We start from the raw sequence: 18,521 nt of genomic DNA, 5'->3' as shown, positions 1-18,521 counted from the left end.
CTTATCTAATTTTGTTTCATCAAAAATTAACTAAGAAAAATGAGTAAATTATTTATCGCAGGAGAAGTTTTCCATGGAGCGGGAAGCCTTGAAGAATTAAAGAATATTACCGGTAAAAAAGCGGTTATTGTAACTGGAGGAAGCTCAATGAGAAAGAGCGGAACATTGGATAAAGCAGTTGCTTACCTTACTGAAGCAGGTATTGAAACACAGATTTTCGAAGGTGTGGAAGAAGATCCGTCTTCCGGAACTTGTATGAAAGGGGCTGAAGTAATGAAAACTTTTGAACCTGACTGGGTGATCGGATTGGGAGGCTGTTCAGCCATTGATGCTGCCAAAATCATGTGGGTGTTTTATGAGTATCCTGATGCCGATTTTGAAACCATGATCAAACCGTTTACGGTACCGGTTTTAAGAAATAAAGCTAAATTTATTGCTATTCCTTCTACCAGTGGAACAGGAACTGAAACTACAGGTTTAGCCGTTATCACAGACCGTGAAAAAGGAGTAAAATATCCCATTGTTTCTTATGAACTGACTCCGGATATTGCAATTGTGGATGGTGAAATCTGTGCTTCCATGCCGGCTCATATCACTTCAAATACAGGACTGGATGCTTTGACACACTGTGTGGAAGCTTATGTTTCAAATATTGAGAATAACTATGCTGATGCCCTTTCAAAAGGAGGGTTGGAAATTGTTTTTGACAATCTTAAAGAAGCCGTAAACCATCCTGACAACATTAAGGCCCGTCAAAATATGCATGATGCCTCTTTCATGGCTGGTCTGGCATTCAATAATGCATGGTTGGGAATCGTTCATTCTTTATCCCACCAGGTAGGAGCTTTATATGGAATTCCTCATGGGGCTTCCAATGCCATCTTCCTTCCGAATGTGATCCGTTATAATGCTCTGGCAACAGACCGTTATCCTGATCTGGCTAAAGTAATCGGTAAGGAAACGGCTGAAGATCTTGCTCAGGCTATTGAAACATTACGTTCTGAGGTAAATAATAATGCTTCTCTTAAAGCATTTGGAATTTCAAAAGAGGATTGGGACAAAAACCTTGATTATATCACAGCCAATGCTTTGGCAGATCCTTGTACGGGATTCAATCCACGTGTTCCTTCATTAGATGAATTAAAAGCAATATACAATGCTTGTTATGAAGGTGTTGTTTATGCCGAAGAGGCAGTAGCTGCCTTCTAAAACTTAATAAAACGAGGAATGACAGGCTGATCATTCTTCCTTAAAATAAAAACAGGAAATCGAATTGATTTCCTGTTTTTATTTTTTATTGATAGATTACTACATTATCCTTTTTAAGCTGATAGCCGCTTTTTTTGAAAGGAACCAGTACATAACCGTCTTTTTTCCAAGCTTTTGCTTTTCCCGCTCTGGTAAGAATGATGCTTCCTGCTTCAACGTCTTTAACGAAAACCTCCGCTTTTTTCTTGTCTTTGCTGAAAATAACTGCTGCAATATAACCTCCGTCTGAAGAAACCTCTTTTAATTTGATTTTTTCTTCAAAAGTTCTTATACAGTCTTTTTTGATTTGAGAATACGTATATCCTGCTGAACCGATACATCCGTGAGCATCTCTATCGCCACCTAATACGGGTGTTTTTTGTGCGAATACTAAAGAACCAAGGAACATTGTGCTAAGTAAAATTGTTTTTTTCATGTTTTGTCGTGTTGTTATAACTATCGTGGTATTATTAAAAATCGTGCCAAAATACTTACAACACACTTACCTGTGAAAACTTTTTCGGATGTCCATTATAGAATTTCATTCTCGGGGTTGCTCATATTTTAACGATTCTTCTTTGGAACTGTTATCCCTGTATCGGTGTAATAGTGTCTGAACATTCGTCATTAAATAAAAAACAGGAAATCGAATTGATTTCCTGCTTTTATTTTTTATTGATAGATTACGACATTATCCTTTTTAAGCTGATAACCGCTTTTTTTGAAAGGAACCAGTACATAACCGTCTTTTTTCCAAGCTTTTGCTTTTCCCGCTCTGGTAAGAATGATGCTTCCTGCTTCAACGTCTTTAACGAAAACCTCCGCTTTTTTCTTGTCTTTGCTGAAAATCACTGCTGCGATATAACCGCCATCTGAAGAAACCTCTTTTAATTTGATTTTTTCTTCAAAAGTTCTTATACAGTCCTTTTTGATCTGAGAATAGGTATACCCTGCAGAACCAATACATCCGTGAGCATCTCTATCGCCTCCTTTTATGGTCATTTCCTGTGCGAATACTAAAGAACCAAGGAACATCGTGCTAAGTAAAATTGTTTTTTTCATGTTTGTTGTTGTATTGTTATAATACCTATCGTGGGTACTATAAAAAATCATGCCAAAAACACAAACAAAACACTTTGATGTGAAAAATCTCCTCCAGCTTCTTACTTAGTCCAGGTGATTTTTGAGTGCTTCACCTCGTCAGAATTTGTTCCGATCATCACATCAAATTCTCCTGATTCCCAGTCGTATTTCAGCTCTCCGTTATAGAATTTCAGATTCTCAGGGCTGATCTCAAAGGTTACTTTTTTGGATTCTCCTTTTTTCAGAAATACTTTCTGGAAGCCTTTCAGTTCTTTTACCGGTCTTGTAATACTTCCCACCATATCTCTGATATAAAGCTGAACCACCTCTGCTCCATCATAGTTTCCGGTATTAGACACGGTCACAGATGCCTGAATGGTTTGGTTTCCTTTTGGATTAGCATTAGAAACAGTCATATCCGAATAACTGAATTTTGTATAGCTTAATCCATATCCGAAAGAATATAATGGAGTATTACATTCATCCATATAATTGGAACGGAATCTTTGATATTCACATTTATCAACAGACTTCTGATCTAAAGGACGGCCTGTATTTTTAGCATTGTAATAAATAGGCACCTGACCAAGGCTTCTTGGGAAAGTCATCGGAAGTTTTCCTGAAGGGTTTACTTTTCCGAATAATACATCAGCAAGTGCGTTTCCTGCTTCTGAACCCGGGAACCATGCGTTTACAATAGCGTCGGGAATATCTTTTACATTCGTTAAAGCTAATGGACGGCCTGTGAAAAGGACCATTGCAATAGGTTTTCCGGTCTTTTTCAATTCGTTTAGCAAATCAACCTGAGACTGAGGGATTGTAATTTCACTTCTTGAAGAAGATTCCCCGCTCATTTCTGCAGATTCTCCGATTGCTAAAACAATAACATCGGCTTTATTGGCAATATCCACTGCTTCTTTTAACAATTCTTCTTTGGAACGGCTATCTCTGTCGGTTTTCTTTCCGTGAGCTGCGTAGATTTCTTCTAATTTTGCATCATAATCGATGTTCGTCCCTTTAGCAGAAAGGAACTTAACTTCCTTACCATAATTAGCCTGCAGCCCCTGTACCAGATTAACAGAAATATTATGTTTTGTAGCTACACTCCAGGTTCCGGCCATATTCATTGAATTATTAACCAATGGTCCGATAACAGCCACTGTTCCTGATTTTTTCAAAGGCAACACCTGGTTTTCATTTTTCAGTAAAACCATCGACTGAGCAGCAGCATTTCTTGCCACATTACGGTTTTCCATATTGTAAACCTCTTTTGCCGCCAGCTTGGCATCTCCATGTTTGTATGGATTATCAAATAAGCCTAAATCATATTTCGCTTCAAGAATTCTTTTGGCAGCCATATCAATTTCGGCCTGTGTCACTTTTCCTTCTGATAAAGATTTTTTTAAGGTTGTTAAAAAACCTTCTCCTACCATATCCATATCCACTCCGGCTTTTAAAGCCAAAGCAGAAACCTGCTGAATATCCCCCATTCCGTGATCAACCATCTCGTTGATACCGGTATAATCGGTTACTACAAAACCTTTGAATTTCCATTGGTTCCTCAGCACTTCAGTCTGAAGCCATCTGTTTCCTGTTGCAGGAACTCCGTCCACCTCATTGAAAGAGGCCATCACAGAGGCTACACCGGCATCAACAGCTGCTTTGTAAGGCGGAAAATATTCATTGAACATTCTTATATGGCTCATATCTACGGTATTGTAATCTTTACCCGATTCGCCTGCTCCATATAGTGCGAAATGCTTTACACAGGCAAGTATATTGGTCCCATTGGCTAAATCTTTCCCCTGGTATCCATACACCATATTTTTTGAAATTTCACTTCCTAAATAAGGATCTTCGCCCGAACCTTCAGACACTCTTCCCCATCTTGGTTCACGGGAAATATCAACCATGGGCGAAAAAGTCCAGTTAATTCCGTCTGAAGCAGCTTCTCTGGCAGCCACTCTTGCAGACTGCTGTACCAGGTTCATATCCCATGATGCAGCTAAGCCTAATGGAATTGGAAAAGTCGTTTCATAACCATGGATAACATCCATTCCAAAAATCATTGGAATTTTCAAACGGCTTTTTTCAACAGCTACTTTTTGAACGGCTTTGATTTTGTCAGCTCCTTTTATGTTGAACAATCCGCCTACCAATCCTTGCTCTACTTTTTTTCCAATATCGGAACTTTGAGCCATTCCTGTAGTAAAATCTCCAGAAGTCGGCAGGTTGAGCTGACCGATCTTCTCGTCCAAAGTCATTTTAGATAACAGATTATCTACAAAGGCTTTCTTTTTTGCCTGATATTGGGCTGTCTGATAAGACTGTACGGGTTTATCCACCATCTCCTGTGCCGAGAATACCGGCGAAAGGGCTAATGCAGCGAGTACGATTAGTTTTTTCATAAATCTAACTTCTTATTGTTCTATTATAATTAACGTGAGAACGTTATTTTTTGACTGATTGTATCTGATTGACCTATTTTTATTGTCTCCAAAAAAGACAATATTCAAAAATATAAAAATTATTCAATATGCCTTCAATAAAATCAAGGTTTTACGACGACTGAGCATTGTATTTCTTTAAGTCCTGTCTATTTTTCTTTTTTCTTTGATAACATCCATTCATACAGCTGAGGATTTGAATACGCCGAATCCCAGGAGTTGTGGTTATCATTCGGGAAGATCACCAATTCTGCAGACGGATTTACCGGATGCAGTTTCTGATAGAATTTAAAGGCATTTTCGGGCAGTACAATATCATCCATTCCGCCATGATATATTTTCATATTCAAATTTTTATACTGCTGAATATTGGCTGTCATCACCTGATCTGTAGGTGCACATACTGAAACTACTGCAGCAAACATTTCAGGATGCTCCATAGCTAATTTCAAAGTACCCCAGCCTCCCATGGAAAGTCCGGTAAGATAAATCCTGGAAGCATCAATTTTATATTTCTTCTGAATTTCTTTTATTAAATTATAAATGGTCACCGTATCCCACCACGAATCTGCAGGACATTGTGGCGCCAGAATAGCCACCGGCTCCTTGATCAGTTCTTTATAGGTGAAAGGGCTGTGTGCTTTTACCATTTCCAGGTTGCTACCTCTTTCTCCCGACCCGTGAAGAAATACAATTAAAGGAACATTTCCTTTTGATTTTTGAGGGTAATCCAGAATGTAGGATATTTTTTCAGGTCTTTTAATTTCTTTGTTAAGTTCGGATTTTATTTCCTGGGCCTTCATCTGTAATGAAAGGGGAAGGAGCAAAAAGGGAAGGTGTTTTAATTTTAATTTCATATTGTTATTTAGGTTTTGGCTAAAGCTATTGGATAGCTTTTTGTTTATTTAAACGGGCTAAAGCCCGTTTCTATTGATGTTAAATACTCATTATCATAGATTGGCTTCTTTGCGTAAACGGTATAAAGCCCGTTTTTATTGATATCAAAGTAGCCACGGGTGCACAATGATCCTGCACTCGTGGCTCATTGAAAGGTATCTATTTTATTCCGTATTTCGGGGACTGAAAGCTTAATTTTTTTAATCCCTGCTGAATTTCCGGTGCATTCATAAACAGTTTCCAAAGGAATCCTGACCTGTAGTTTTCTATCATTGGAGCTATTGTCCCCTGATCAATCGCCAGGTACCTTGGGGTAGACCAATTGTTATAATGAATAGAAGTAGCATCATAAGGTCCGGCGCTTCCTATAAATTCAGGTTTTTTGGTATACAGAAACCTCAGGAAATTCATTGATTCTTTTGGGGTGTATGGGAAACTGCTTAAGGCAGCTGTAGGGGTGATCACTCCGTTATCATTGGTGGGCATATGAGCCGTGTAGCCCGCAGTTCCGTCTTCATTTCTGGTATAACCAGCTGTCAGCCCCCAATAATTGGGACCATACCCTTTCCATTGCTTTGGATTTTCCACGCAATATTTGTAATCAATAAGAGTTTGGTTTTTATTTAATTCAAAATAGTTTTTGATCAGTTTATCGGAAAGTCCGGTTGGATCAAGTCCTATATATGAATATTGTGACCAAAAAAGCGGTCCGCCATATTCTTCGGCGTAATTATGTTTTACGTAAAGTGGTAATCCGTATTTTGTTTTGTCGGTAAGGTAGGTTCCGTTTCTGGTCCAGCCTTTATAGTAGGTTTCTGCATCAATGGCATACGTAGGTGAAGATGCTGCCAGGATATAGGTAATTAAGCATTCATTATAACCTTCCAGAGGAAAATTCATGTCCCACTGATATTCCGGAGACCAATGCCAGTATAATACTTTTTCGCCTCCTTTTGTATACCAGTTCCACTGAATCCCTTTCCAAAGCTCGTCGCATTTTGCGGCTAACGCTTTTTCTTCGGCATTTCCATTTTTAAAATACTCACGGGTCATCAGTATCCCTGAAGTAAGGAATGCTGTTTCTACCAGGTCTCCTCCATTATCTTTTTTACCGAAAGGTACGGTCTTACCTGTTTCACCATTAATCCAATGCGGCCACGCCCCTTTATGACGGTCTGCTTTTGCCAGAAAATCCATGATATGGGAAAGTCTTTTTACGGCTTCTTTTCTTGGAATAAATCCTCTTTCTACTCCAACCAGAATGGTAGCCAATCCAAATCCTGAGCCGCCGGTGGTGATTACATGTTTATCATTATCCGGGTAGATATTATCTTCGTGATAACGCTCTCTCCCCAACATTGAATTGGGTTCTGCATAATCCCAGAAGTAGGTAAGAGCATCTTTCTGTACCTTATCCATCAACTGTTCATCTGTAATACTGCTTTTGACTATTTTATCCTGCGAAGCTTCCTGTTTGGAACCCTGGATGTTTTTGCATGAATACACAAAAAACAGGGAGGCTACTGCAGCTGATACTACGATCCTTTTCATTGGTAAATGGTTTACTGGTTTATAAAATGAGAGGAGAATTTTCACTCTCCTCTTGTTTATGTATGTATTTTAGTAATTCGGGTTTTGCTGAGACAATCCTCCGGCTTCCATGATAAACTCATAAGGAAGCGGGAATAATTCATGTTTTCCAACAACGAATTTCTTATTACCGTCTGCTGCCATAGCTGCCTGTGCCTGCCCCGTTCTTACAAGGTCAAACCATCTGTCGTGTTCGAATGCCAGTTCCAGTCTTCTTTCTTTCCAGATAGCCATTCTTACATCTGCCTGGGTGGTAGCTGTTGTTTCTGCAATTTTAGCTCTTGTTCTCACCTGATTCAATAATGGAATTGCCACACTGGTTTGTCCTAATTCATTAAGTGCTTCTGCCTTGATCAACAAAACTTCTGCATATCTGAGATAACGGATATTGGTATCTGTAGCATCTTTGTCATAGAATGCTGATGAGTATGCCTTATAATTATAGAATTTATTTTCTACAGTATTTGGAATGTATCTTCCGTCGTATAACGTCATATCTCTGTGAATGATCGTGGCATCTCTTCTTTCTGTATCTCCTTCTGCTGTGTAAGCATCATACAAACCTTGTGTAGGGGTTGCAAATCCCCAGCCCCAGCCTCCGGAACCACGAACTCCCTGTACTTTACTGTACTGCTGGATTGCTCTTCCGGCATCACTTCCTGACCCCTGGATTTCAAAGATAGATTCTGCATTATTTTCCCCTGAAACTTTATAAATATCAATAAAATTAGGAGTCAATGAATATCCGGTAACTAGATCGCACTGTTCTGCTGCCAGCTGCCACTTCTTCTGGTAAAGATATACTTTAGCCAGTAATGCGTGAGCGGCCCCTACTGAAGCCCTTCCCACATCAGTAGCTCCATATGCAGATTTATTAGGTAATGCTTCTATAGCATCTTTCAGGTCTTTTTCAATAAATGCATAGATCTCTTCTTTGCTTACTCTGGTAAGCTGCATCTTTTTATCTACTTCATTTCCAAGAACCGGAACACGGTCTACTAAAGGAACTCCTCCAAAAGATCTTACCAGGGTAAAGTACATAAAAGCTCTCAGGAACTTAGCTTCTCCCATCAGTCTTTTACGTAATTCAGGATTAGCCTTATCCAGTTTTGGAATATATTGTAAAGCCTGGTTACACCTGTTTATTCCCTGATAGTTAGAAGCAAAAAGCTCCTTAAAGGAAGGTGTGGTTGCAGTAATATTGATGGCATCAAGAAGATTTTTATCTGATCCTGTGTCTCCTTCTGATGATCCTTTATCAGCATCATCAGAGATAATGGAAGTTACCCCTATCCAGGCAAACGTACTCATATTCCAATCTAAGAATTTGGCATAGATAGAATTTACAAAATAAGTTGCCCCATTGTCATTATTAAATTTTTCAAGGTCATCAATCGTCATTGACTCTGATGGTTTTACATCGATAAATTCATCACTGCAGCTTTGTACAGCAGCTACAGAACCTAATAACATTAAAGATATTAACAGTATTTTATTTCGTTTCATTTTTTTAAAAGTTTATGTTTACACCGAATACAAAAGATCTTAACGTAGGGTATGCATTCAATTCTACCCCTGCCATTTTATAAGGATCTCCCTCTGTTTTTGCATCAGTAGGGTTATATCCTGACAATTCTGTTGAATACCCCGAATATTTCTGCCATACTACCGGGTTGATAGCACTTACATAAAACTTTATAGACCTTACGTAGTCTACAATATCTTTTACGGTATATCCGATTGATATATTATTAATTCTGAAATAATCTCCGTCTTCTAAGAAATAGGTAGAAGCAATAGGATTATCTGTATAAGGCTTAGGGTTGTATGAATTAGAGTTAGAAGGGCTCCAGTAATCCTGTGCTACTGAAGATTCAACATTAATACTGTTTCCTCTCTGCGCTTTCTTACCGTTGTATACTTTAAATCCGAACGCTCCATATCCATTGGCTGCAAAATCCCAGTTTTTATAGCTTAATGATACATTGATCCCCAGGGTAGATTTTGGAATATAAGAATCGAAATACTTTCTGTCTTCGGCGTCAGCACTTCCTGTAACCCCGTTTCCGTTAAGGTCTTTATATTTCATATTTCCACTGGCATCTACTCCATCATACTCCCATAAATAGAAACTTCCCAACGCATGTCCTACTGTAGAACCGTTAAATAGTTTTACCCACTGCCCGTTACCCAGATCTCCACCACTCAACTGAGCAATATTCTTTTGAGTATCCACTCTGGTAAGCTGGTTTTGATTGAAGGAATAATTGGCTCCAAGAGAGTATGACCAGTCGTCTCCTACTTTATCAGCCCAGTTCAGGGAGAATTCCATCCCTCTGTTTCTTACTGCACCTACGTGAGAATAATAAGTTTCTGACTGACCGGAAGTTGTATAATTGGTAATTCCTAAAATAAGGTTATTTGTTTCTCTGTTATAAGCATCAATGCTACCTGTCAGTCTTTTGTTGAACAATCCAAAATCCAGTCCTGCAGAAGATTCTTCGGTAACCTCCCATCCTAAAACAGGGTCAAAACCTTTGTTTACGGTGATTCCGTTACTTACAGGATTTGCATTTCCATATCCATAGTTATAAGGAGTACCTGAGTTTAGGGGAAGATAGTTCAGAGGAACTCTTTGGTTTCCTAATTTACCCCAGCCTCCTCTCAGTTTTAAAAGATCAAAGAAGCTGTCTTTCATGAAATCTTCTTCAGAAATGATCCAACCGGCTCCAAATGATGGGAAAGTTCCCCATTTCTGTCCTGCGGCAAACTGTGAAGATCCGTCGCGTCTTACCGTAGCACTCAGCAAATAACGATTCATCAATTTATACTGTGCTCTGGCAAAATAAGAAACCGTAGTATTTCTATCGTATTTTACAGAATTAAGGGTCTGAACATTATTTACATAGTTCGTGTCCTTAATGTTCCAGTAGTTCTGATCATTTAAAAGTAAGTTCTTTCTCTTTACAATCAGCTGATCGATACCGTTTCTTACGGTTGTTTCCGTACCAATTGTGGCTTCAAGATCATGAACCCCGAATTTTTTATTATAAGTTAAATAATTTGTTAAAGACCAGTTGTAATAATCTTCTCTTGTATTTTCCAGGGTATTGTATGGATTGCTATTGGAGAAACCTGCTGCCGTCCTTGTAGGATCTTCTGCAAGCCATATTGCCACTTCATCTCTGAAATTATAGGCTTTATAATTAGAATACTCTCCATTAAACTGAGAAGTAAACTTCAGTCCTTTAAGGATATCAATATCCAATTTTAACCCTCCCTGCAATAATGTATTTTTATTTTGCTCGTTATTCAGCAACAGCTGGCTTACCGGGTTGGTTACATCATTAAATTTATTTCCTGTATAATCTACAAGACCTGTGGAAGTGTTTACATAAGGCATTCCAAACTGTCCTGACGGATAGTAAACGGGAACCATCGGAGACTGTTTATATGCTGTTGTAAAAGCATTAAAAGGTTTCGGGGTAGTTTTTGTAAAAGCTACACTGAAATTTTGCTGTAACGTAATCCCTTTAGCAATTTTAAACTCGTTGTTGGATCTGATGGTGGCACGGTTATAATCTGTACCTCTCAGAATCGACTGTTCGTCATAGTTACTTAAACTAAAGAAATATTTTACGGCTTCTGAGGATCCTGAAATAGAAAGGTTATGCTGATTATACACTCCTGTTCTTGTAATTTCTTTAAACCAGTCTGTATTTACCGGCTGGTCTGTAGAAAATCTGTTAACCCCTAAGGCTGCATTATTATAAGTGGCAAATTCTGAAGCATTGGCCATTTTTACTGTTTTCAATGGAGTTCTTATCCCCATTAACCCGTCATAGGAAACACTCAGTTTTCCTTTTCCGCTTTTTGTGGTAATAATGATTACCCCGTTAGCGGCTCTGTTACCATAGATGGCCAGGGCTGCTGCATCTTTCAGGATATCATAGGTAAGGATATCATTAGAGTTGATATTATTAATATTCTCTAAAAACATACCATCAACTACATAAAGTGGCGACCGTCCTCCTGTTACCGTTCCCAGACCTCTGATTAATACAGAAGGTGTAGATCCCGGCATATCCGAAGCTGTAATCTGTACCCCGGCAGCTTTTCCCTGAATAGCCTGCGAGGCATTTAAAACTTTAGTTTTTGTTACTTCTTCGGCACTGATAGAACTGATGGATGTTGTATTATCTACCTTTTTACGGCTACCATATCCAATCATTACGACCTCATCTATTTTCTGGACTTTAGCAGAATCTTGTGTAACCTGCGCATCCACGTTCATACCAAAGTATAAAACAGCAATAAGGCATGAATACTTTAAATTACCTTGTTTCATATAGTTTCAATTTTATTCGTACAATCAAATTTTGTGAAATGTCCCTATTTGACAGCAATTCAATTTCTCAAAAAAAGACATTAGCCAAAAATATAAAAAAAAATGAACAATGTTAATTTATCTTAAAAATTGAAAAAAAATTACATAATTTTACACAGAAACAGACGAACAGTTTAATTTTATGAATTTAAGATCAGAATATTTATCAATTTATCATCATATTATTAATTGTAAAAACAATGTTTTTACAATATAATTCACCAAATGACGGTGCTGAATTTAATATTTTGTTAAATAGATAATAGTATCTACCTTTGGTGCAGTTTTTGAAAAACCTAGAAAAAGGATCAATGAAAAAATATATTGTTGCAGCCGCTTTCATTATTGGAACCGGAGCAGTTATTACTACTACTGTACAATCCTGTACAACGCTGGCTACCTCTGATATGGGACTTTCCATTATCAAAAAGATGCTTCTCAACGGAATAGACAAAGGAATGGGTATTTATGCAAATAAGGAGGCTTTCCTACAGAATAATATGGTGGATAAAGCCCTTCCAAAAGAGCTCAGAGACATGAATTCTATGCTTGAAAAGGTAGCACCGTCATTGGTGGCTAAAGAAAGAGATTTTATTGCCCAGGCTGCCGCCTATACTGTAAATACCTCAAAACCGATCTTACAGGGTGCCGTTAACAGTCTGAATGCACAGGATGTAACCAGGATCATCCAGGGAACAACAGCTACACAAATCCTAAAAGAAAAAACATCTCAGCAGCTTGTTGCGGCTATTGCTCCAAAAGTAGATGAAAAACTGAATGAATACGGAATCGTTAAAACCATCAACACGGCTTTATCAGGGAGCAACTTTTTGGGGAATCTTTTAGGAGGCAACAGCAACACTGTAAATGCAGGCGGGCTGAGCCAGCTTGCTTCTGAACAGCTTGTGAATGGAATATTCAACATTATTGAAGACTACGAGAACCAGAACTCCAAAGCCCTGTTGGGACCATTTGGAAAATAAGGGAAATTTCGTTATATTTATATTATATTAATAATTGCAGATGGATATATTACAAGGAAATCAACACGCAAGTCCTGAGGATTTTTACAAATCTTTAAAGGAAAAACTGGAGGATCATCATGATTTTCCGGAGGATTATTTATTTAAATTTATTATCCCTACAGACCAGGCAAAGCTTACTGAAATATATAAGGTTTTTGACGGTATTAAATTTACTCTGGGAAACCGTGAAAGTAAAAATGGAAAATACACAGCCTGCAATATCAGTGCATTTGTTTTGGATGCTGATCAGGTGGTAACAATTTATCAGGAAGTAGCCAAGATAGAAGGCGTTATCCTATTATAAAAAATTTCAGCCACATACATTTGTGGTTATAAACCCGGCTGGCTTATTTATAGGTCAGCCGGGTTTATTTATACAACCATCATGGAACTTTTCAGTAAGTAAATTATCCCGGAATATTTTACTCTACTGCCAAAACTATATTCATTCTCTTTGTCATCCCGGAGGGATCTCAATCGCAAGCTTTAAAAATAATATTTAGATTCTTACAGAACAAATGGAGTGTTTAAAATTGCCTATTACTTCTTATTTGAAGAGAAACCAGCGAACGTCAGTAAGACACACAAATCCTTTATAAACAAAAAAGAGGCTGCTTCAGGTGGAAGCAGCCTCTTTGTATCTGGTCTTTATTTATTATTTCTCAATAAAGAACTTCACATTGTCTATAGGTCTACCCAACATAGCTACAGAGCCTTTCACCAGAATAGGTCTCTGTATCAGGGATGGATTTTCAGATAAGATTTTGATCCATTCTTCTTCAGAAAGGTTTTTATCTGCATAATTTTCGATATACAGCTTTTCTGTTTTACGGATAATATGAAAAACACTTTGATTCAGTTTTTTCAATACTGTTTTTATCTCCATCACGCTCAACGGATCTTCAACAATATTGATAATTTCAAAAGCTACCCCATTTTCATCAAGATACTCTAATACAGCATTTGATTTCGAACAGTTCCCGTTATGTAAAACCTTAACTACCATCTTCTATTGTTTTAAATTAAAACTTGCTTTCTTACAAATTTAGTAAGAATCTGACTGATCTTCTCTTAATAGTCTGGTAAATATTTGTTAAAACAGCCCGTGTAATTCGGCTTCAATTTTTTCCAGAATAAGTCCAAAATCCTCCGGCTTTTCTACAAAATCCAGGTCATCAACTTCAATAATCAGCAGCTTGCCTTCTGTATAATTGGAGATCCATTTTTCATACTTCTGATTAAGCTTTGAAAGATATTCTATACTGATAGATGCTTCGTATTCGCGTCCTCTTTTGTAAATTTTCTTTACAAGATTGGGCACATCAGATTTTAAATAAATTAACAGGTCCGGTGCAGACACAAAACTCTTCATTAAATCAAAAACAGATGAATAGTTACTGAAATCTCTGTCGGAAAGGAGTTTCATATCATTCAGGTTTTCTGCAAAAATGTGAGCATCTTCATAAATGGTACGATCCTGAATAATATTCTTCCCACTTTCTCTGATCTCCTTTACCTGACGGAATCTGCTTCCCAGGAAGTACACCTGCAGTGCAAAGCTCCATTTGCTCATATCCGAATAAAAATCTTCCAGATAAGGATTATGATCTACGTCTTCAAATTGTGCATCCCATCCGTAATGCTTGGAAAGCATTGTGGTTAGGGTTGTTTTTCCCGCGCCAATGTTTCCTGTAACTGCAATATGCATATTTTTCCTTTGTATTTGCTTATTAATTGATAAGTTTTTCTACCCCTTCAGTCTGAACTGCTGAAATATCTTCTACCAATTTCTCTAAGGTATGGTCTGAAGATTTCACTTCCGGCAGGGTCTCATCTGCTGTTTTTTCAGTGCTTTCTGCCGATTGTCCTGTAGGTTCCTGAATAATTTCCGGTTGAGATTCCGGTTGTTTTTCCTGTTCGGGTTTGCTTACTTTTTCAAAGCTGTAAAGATAAAGTTTGTTCCCCTTGATTTCAAAATAAGAAAGGATATTTTTATCCACAATTTGTGCTTCCGGATCTTCAAAAACAGTAGTCATCCCTTTTTCAGGAATATATTTTAAAATAGAATTATTGGTGATCACCAAAATAGTATCATTTTCTCTCCTGAATCTTTTCCCGTTTACGAGGGGAACTTCAAAAATTTTCTCAAACTTTGGCGTGTAAATTCTAATGTGATTCCTTGTTAAAATGTAGATTTTATTTTCATAGACCAGCATATCCGTAAGATCCTCAAAACTGATATCAAAAGGATAAGAGTTGATGGTTGTATCATTTCTGAAATTATACTGTATCAGCCGTTTTGTACTGTCATCTAAAAGCCATAACTGCTGCTGATCTTCAGCGTACACCATTCTTATAAATCCAAATTTCTGCTTAAAATCAATCCGCTGGATCTCATTCATATTCTGATCAACAAATTTCATTTCCTGGGCATTTTCTGAAAATAAAGGAACGTTCAGTGGATTCTGAACATTTTGTACTTTATAAGGAACAGTAAACATCAATTTCCCAAGCTGCTTCCCTAACGAATCATACTTGGTAAAACTGAAGTCTTTACTTTTATAGATATACAGATTTCCATAATCATCCGCAAGCATATCTTTAGCTTCCTTCAGCTTCAGGGTATCCAAAGGAAAAACTTTCTGCGCTGCGGATGAGCAGAAAACGAAAATCAATAATAAATATATTAGCTTCAAATTGTATGGTATTAAAGATAATCCTCCTTGTTGGAATGCCGGCAATTTACATACTTTTTCTGTAAACTGAAATTAAGTTTTCAATGGTCATTTATTTTATAGCAACCTCATAGATTTTAGCCCAGTTTTTTCCTGTCACCAACATATTTTCACCCTTAAAAGCAATTCCGTTTAACACATTGTCATCATTCCCCTGATTATTTTCTTTGGTTATTTGGGTAAAATCAAATTTTCCGACAGCTTCTCCCGTTTCAGGATTTATTTTCAGAACAAAAGGTTTAAACCAGACATTGGCATAGATAAAGCCATTGTGATATTCAAGTTCATTTAATTTTTCGTATGTCTCCGTATTTCCTGCTACGGAAACCGTTTTTACCACTTTGGAAGGATTACTGACATCCAAAAAGTAAAGATTCTTTGAACCATCGGTAGCGATGAGGTTTTTTCCATCATAAGTTAGCCCCCAGCCTTCTCCGATAATATTGGGTAGAGGAAATTCTGAAATTTTTTCCAATGTATTTTTATGGTAAACAAAGCCAATTTTACTTTGATAGGTCAACTGGTAAATCTTGTCTCCAACCACCGCACAGCCTTCAGAAAAAATATCGGCGGGTTGTTTTTTCACCATTGCCGGAGTTGCAGAACCCAGTGTATATTTTATCAGCTGGGAAGCTCCTTTCAGTCCATCACTTTCATATATGGTATTGCCTTCTGCCAAAAATCCTTCTACAAAGAAAGTAGGGTCATGCGGATAGTCTGCTATTATGGTATACGAAATATTTTGTTCGGGATTTTTAGCAAAAACATTAATGGTAGCATCCTGACTCAGGGTTTCTCCATTTTTAGTTTTAATTACAAAAACCACTTTATTGTCTCCTAATTCAAAAAACTGAGGATCTACTGTAAGATTGGCTGTTTCTTTATCTCCAAAGCTTATGCTGATACTTTCTGCATTATTTGTCACTTTTTCCGGAAGGTCCAGCTTATCTCCAAAATGATACCCTTCTGCCTCCTTTGCATTATTATAATCAGCCAGGGAATCAAGCATTTTTTCATTATTATTACAAGATACCAGCAGAAGAACTGCTGCAAGGCCGGTTATTATATTTCGTCTTATCATTTTTCAAAAATACTAAATTTTAGTCCTTACATAAAAATAGCGCTCCATGGGAACGCTATTTTTATACTTTATCTGTGAAATTATTTCACCTGAACTTCATAAATTTTCGGCCAGTTTTTACCTGTTACCAGCATATTTTCTCCTTTAAAAGCAATTCCGTTCAACACATCATCACTTCCTTTGGTATTCTGTTTTGCAATATCTGTAAAATCAAATGTTCCCACCACTTCTCCGGTAGCCGGGTTGATCTTTAGAATGATAGGCTTTTGCCACACGTTGGCATAGATAAATCCGTTATGATATTCAAGCTCATTAAGCTGATCATATGCCTGGGAACTTCCTGCCACCGCAATATACTTAATCAGTTTTGAAGGGTTAGCCGGATCAAGGAAGTATAAAAGTTTACTTCCGTCTGATGCGATAAGGTTTTTCCCGTCATAGGTTAATCCCCATCCTTCTCCAAACAGATTTGGATACGCAAATTCTGAAAGCAGTTTTAAAGAATTTTTATCATAGATATATCCTTTTTTGCTCTGCCATGTCAACTGATATACTTTATCTCCTACAATGGTACTACCTTCAGAAAAATCTTCCGGAGCCTGCTTTGTAGAAGCAAGTGGTGTAGTGGTTCCCAACGTATATTTCAGAATCTGTGAGGATCCGTTCTGCCCGTCACTTTCATAAATTGTATTTCCTTCAATCTGAAAGCCCTGAACAAAATTCTTAGGATCGTGAGGATATTCTGCGATAATCTGATAGGCAATATTTTTTTCAGGAGTTTTTGCAAATACATTGATGGTAGCATCCTGATTGAGTACTTCCCCCCCTTTTGTTTTAATATTGAAAGTAACAGCATTATCTCCCAATGTGAAAAATTTCGGATCCACAACAAGATTGGTTGTTTCTTTATCTCCAAAGCTTATGGTAACACTTTCTGCATTCTCCGTCACCTCTTTTGGAAGTTGAAGTTTATCACCGAAGTGATATCCTTTTGCTTCCATAGAATTATTATAGTTGCTTAGTGTATTAAGGATCTCCTTATCCTTATTACAAGATGCCAATAATAAAATCGCTGCGAAACCTGCTATTATATTTTTTTTCATTGATATTCTAAATATTTCTCCAAAAATAGCAAATTTTATTCCGTATTGCCAACATTATCCACAGCTTCACCAAATTGTAATATATACCCGTTATTGTCATAGATTGCAAATTCCCTCATTCCCCATTCAAAAGTTTCTATTTCATAGCAGATTTCTGCTTTTGCATTAAGTTCTTCCCAAAGTTCATCCACATTATTTACATTAAAATAAAATGAGCCTGTAAAACCTATCCCATGGTTTTTCTCATGTTTATTGGGTTGGGAAACCATAATATATACTTCATCTTTACGAAGCGAAGCCCATTGCCATTCATCATTTCTGCCCATTAATGTAAAGCCCAGGATATGCATATAAAAACCGATGGTATCATCCATATTTTCTGTCCACAACATAGGGCGCAGTGCTTTAAATTCTGTCATGATTCCTGTAATTCAAAATTTGTTTTATTGATTTTCATATTAATAGACAGCCATGTTTCACCATCTATATTCACTTCACTTTGGGTTTCCGGATCAATCCCGAAACCTACTTTCCGGTAGCATTCAATAGCTCCTGTATTCCAGTCATATACATTAAGTTCAGCGGTTTCTTTATCGAAATGACTGAACCCATATTCGAGCAGTTTTTGTACTACTTTTCTGCCATAGCCTTTTCCTCTGTTATTTTCATCCCAAATTAAAATTCTTCCCAACAGGAACGTATTTTCTTTTAAACAGATCTGTGCATGTCCAATGGTATGGTGGTCTCCATCCGTTATTTTAAATAAGGTCCTGTTTTCATCCAGAAGATCGGTTTCCAACTGTTTTTCAGTTAAAGGAAAGTGATAGGCAGGACCGGCAAACTGAAGAAGCATTCTTTCATCTTTTACTTTTGAAATTAATTCTGATGCATCCTCAGTGGTAAATAAAAATAAGTCGATCATCGT

Annotated in this window: 17 protein-coding genes; 3 read left to right on the top strand and 14 right to left on the bottom strand. The window is 37.4% G+C overall.

The features are described 5' to 3' along the window. Positions 1-39: 39 nt before the first annotated feature. Positions 40-1,209 (top strand): iron-containing alcohol dehydrogenase, encoded by a 1,170-nt coding sequence (locus tag LQV47_RS09500; RefSeq protein WP_230036232.1) that lies wholly within the window; start codon positions 40-42, stop codon positions 1,207-1,209. Positions 1,210-1,294: 85 nt separating this feature from the next. Here LQV47_RS09500 and LQV47_RS09495 read toward each other — a convergent pair whose 3' ends face one another. The 7 genes from LQV47_RS09495 to LQV47_RS09465 all read right to left on the bottom strand — a co-directional run bounded on the left by LQV47_RS09495 (position 1,295) and on the right by LQV47_RS09465 (position 11,613). Continuing rightward, complete coding sequence (locus LQV47_RS09495) at positions 1,295-1,684, bottom strand: hypothetical protein (protein ID WP_230036230.1); 390 nt, start codon at positions 1,682-1,684, stop codon at positions 1,295-1,297. A gap of 236 nt (positions 1,685-1,920) precedes the next feature. Continuing rightward, a complete protein-coding gene (locus LQV47_RS09490; protein ID WP_230036228.1) occupies positions 1,921-2,310 on the bottom strand; it encodes a hypothetical protein in 390 nt (129 codons plus the stop codon). Between the two features lie 101 nt (positions 2,311-2,411). Continuing rightward, positions 2,412-4,739 carry a beta-glucosidase BglX gene (gene bglX / locus LQV47_RS09485; protein ID WP_230036226.1) on the bottom strand — a complete coding sequence of 776 codons (2,328 nt, stop codon included), beginning with the start codon at positions 4,737-4,739 and terminating at the stop codon, positions 2,412-2,414. A gap of 188 nt (positions 4,740-4,927) precedes the next feature. Beyond that, the gene (locus LQV47_RS09480; RefSeq protein WP_230036224.1) at positions 4,928-5,635 is read right to left on the bottom strand and encodes a prolyl oligopeptidase family serine peptidase; all 708 of its coding nucleotides are present in this window, start codon (positions 5,633-5,635) and stop codon (positions 4,928-4,930) included. A gap of 199 nt (positions 5,636-5,834) precedes the next feature. Then, the gene (locus LQV47_RS09475; protein ID WP_230036223.1) at positions 5,835-7,226 is read right to left on the bottom strand and encodes a glucoamylase family protein; all 1,392 of its coding nucleotides are present in this window, start codon (positions 7,224-7,226) and stop codon (positions 5,835-5,837) included. A gap of 69 nt (positions 7,227-7,295) precedes the next feature. Next, positions 7,296-8,771, bottom strand: a complete 1,476-nt coding sequence (locus tag LQV47_RS09470) for a RagB/SusD family nutrient uptake outer membrane protein (RefSeq protein ID WP_230036221.1) — start codon at positions 8,769-8,771, stop codon at positions 7,296-7,298. A gap of 4 nt (positions 8,772-8,775) precedes the next feature. Further along, positions 8,776-11,613 carry a SusC/RagA family TonB-linked outer membrane protein gene (locus LQV47_RS09465; protein ID WP_230036219.1) on the bottom strand — a complete coding sequence of 946 codons (2,838 nt, stop codon included), beginning with the start codon at positions 11,611-11,613 and terminating at the stop codon, positions 8,776-8,778. Positions 11,614-11,963: 350 nt separating this feature from the next. Here LQV47_RS09465 and LQV47_RS09460 point away from each other — a divergent pair, with 350 nt between their 5' ends. Next, positions 11,964-12,635, top strand: a complete 672-nt coding sequence (locus LQV47_RS09460; protein ID WP_230036217.1) for a DUF4197 family protein — start codon at positions 11,964-11,966, stop codon at positions 12,633-12,635. 40 nt (positions 12,636-12,675) lie between these two features. Next, entirely contained in the window at positions 12,676-12,981 is a 306-nt protein-coding gene (locus LQV47_RS09455) for a DUF493 family protein (RefSeq protein WP_230036216.1), read from the top strand. Positions 12,982-13,332: 351 nt separating this feature from the next. Here LQV47_RS09455 and LQV47_RS09450 read toward each other — a convergent pair whose 3' ends face one another. From LQV47_RS09450 to LQV47_RS09420, 7 genes are all read right to left on the bottom strand, one after another. After that, positions 13,333-13,683: an ArsC/Spx/MgsR family protein gene (locus LQV47_RS09450; RefSeq protein WP_230036214.1), complete on the bottom strand. Its 351-nt coding sequence runs from the start codon at positions 13,681-13,683 to the stop codon at positions 13,333-13,335. An 87-nt stretch (positions 13,684-13,770) separates the two neighbouring features. After that, positions 13,771-14,385: a deoxynucleoside kinase gene (locus tag LQV47_RS09445; protein WP_230036212.1), complete on the bottom strand. Its 615-nt coding sequence runs from the start codon at positions 14,383-14,385 to the stop codon at positions 13,771-13,773. A 22-nt stretch (positions 14,386-14,407) separates the two neighbouring features. Next, positions 14,408-15,373 (bottom strand): hypothetical protein, encoded by a 966-nt coding sequence (locus LQV47_RS09440; RefSeq protein ID WP_230036210.1) that lies wholly within the window; start codon positions 15,371-15,373, stop codon positions 14,408-14,410. Between the two features lie 91 nt (positions 15,374-15,464). Beyond that, positions 15,465-16,490 carry a glutaminyl-peptide cyclotransferase gene (locus LQV47_RS09435; protein WP_230036261.1) on the bottom strand — a complete coding sequence of 342 codons (1,026 nt, stop codon included), beginning with the start codon at positions 16,488-16,490 and terminating at the stop codon, positions 15,465-15,467. A gap of 83 nt (positions 16,491-16,573) precedes the next feature. Then, positions 16,574-17,596, bottom strand: coding sequence for a glutaminyl-peptide cyclotransferase (locus LQV47_RS09430; protein WP_230036208.1), 1,023 nt, complete (start codon positions 17,594-17,596; stop codon positions 16,574-16,576). A gap of 35 nt (positions 17,597-17,631) precedes the next feature. After that, positions 17,632-18,015 (bottom strand): VOC family protein, encoded by a 384-nt coding sequence (locus LQV47_RS09425; RefSeq protein WP_230036206.1) that lies wholly within the window; start codon positions 18,013-18,015, stop codon positions 17,632-17,634. Then, the gene (locus LQV47_RS09420) at positions 18,012-18,518 is read right to left on the bottom strand and encodes a GNAT family protein (protein WP_230036204.1); all 507 of its coding nucleotides are present in this window, start codon (positions 18,516-18,518) and stop codon (positions 18,012-18,014) included. The genes LQV47_RS09425 and LQV47_RS09420 overlap by 4 nt, the downstream gene beginning before the upstream one ends. Between the last annotated feature and the right edge of the window lie 3 nt (positions 18,519-18,521).

It is taken from the genome of Chryseobacterium sp. Bi04, from assembly GCF_918698085.1.
In the GTDB taxonomy this organism is placed as follows: domain Bacteria; phylum Bacteroidota; class Bacteroidia; order Flavobacteriales; family Weeksellaceae; genus Chryseobacterium.
This window is presented reverse-complemented; position numbering and strand designations above follow the sequence as displayed.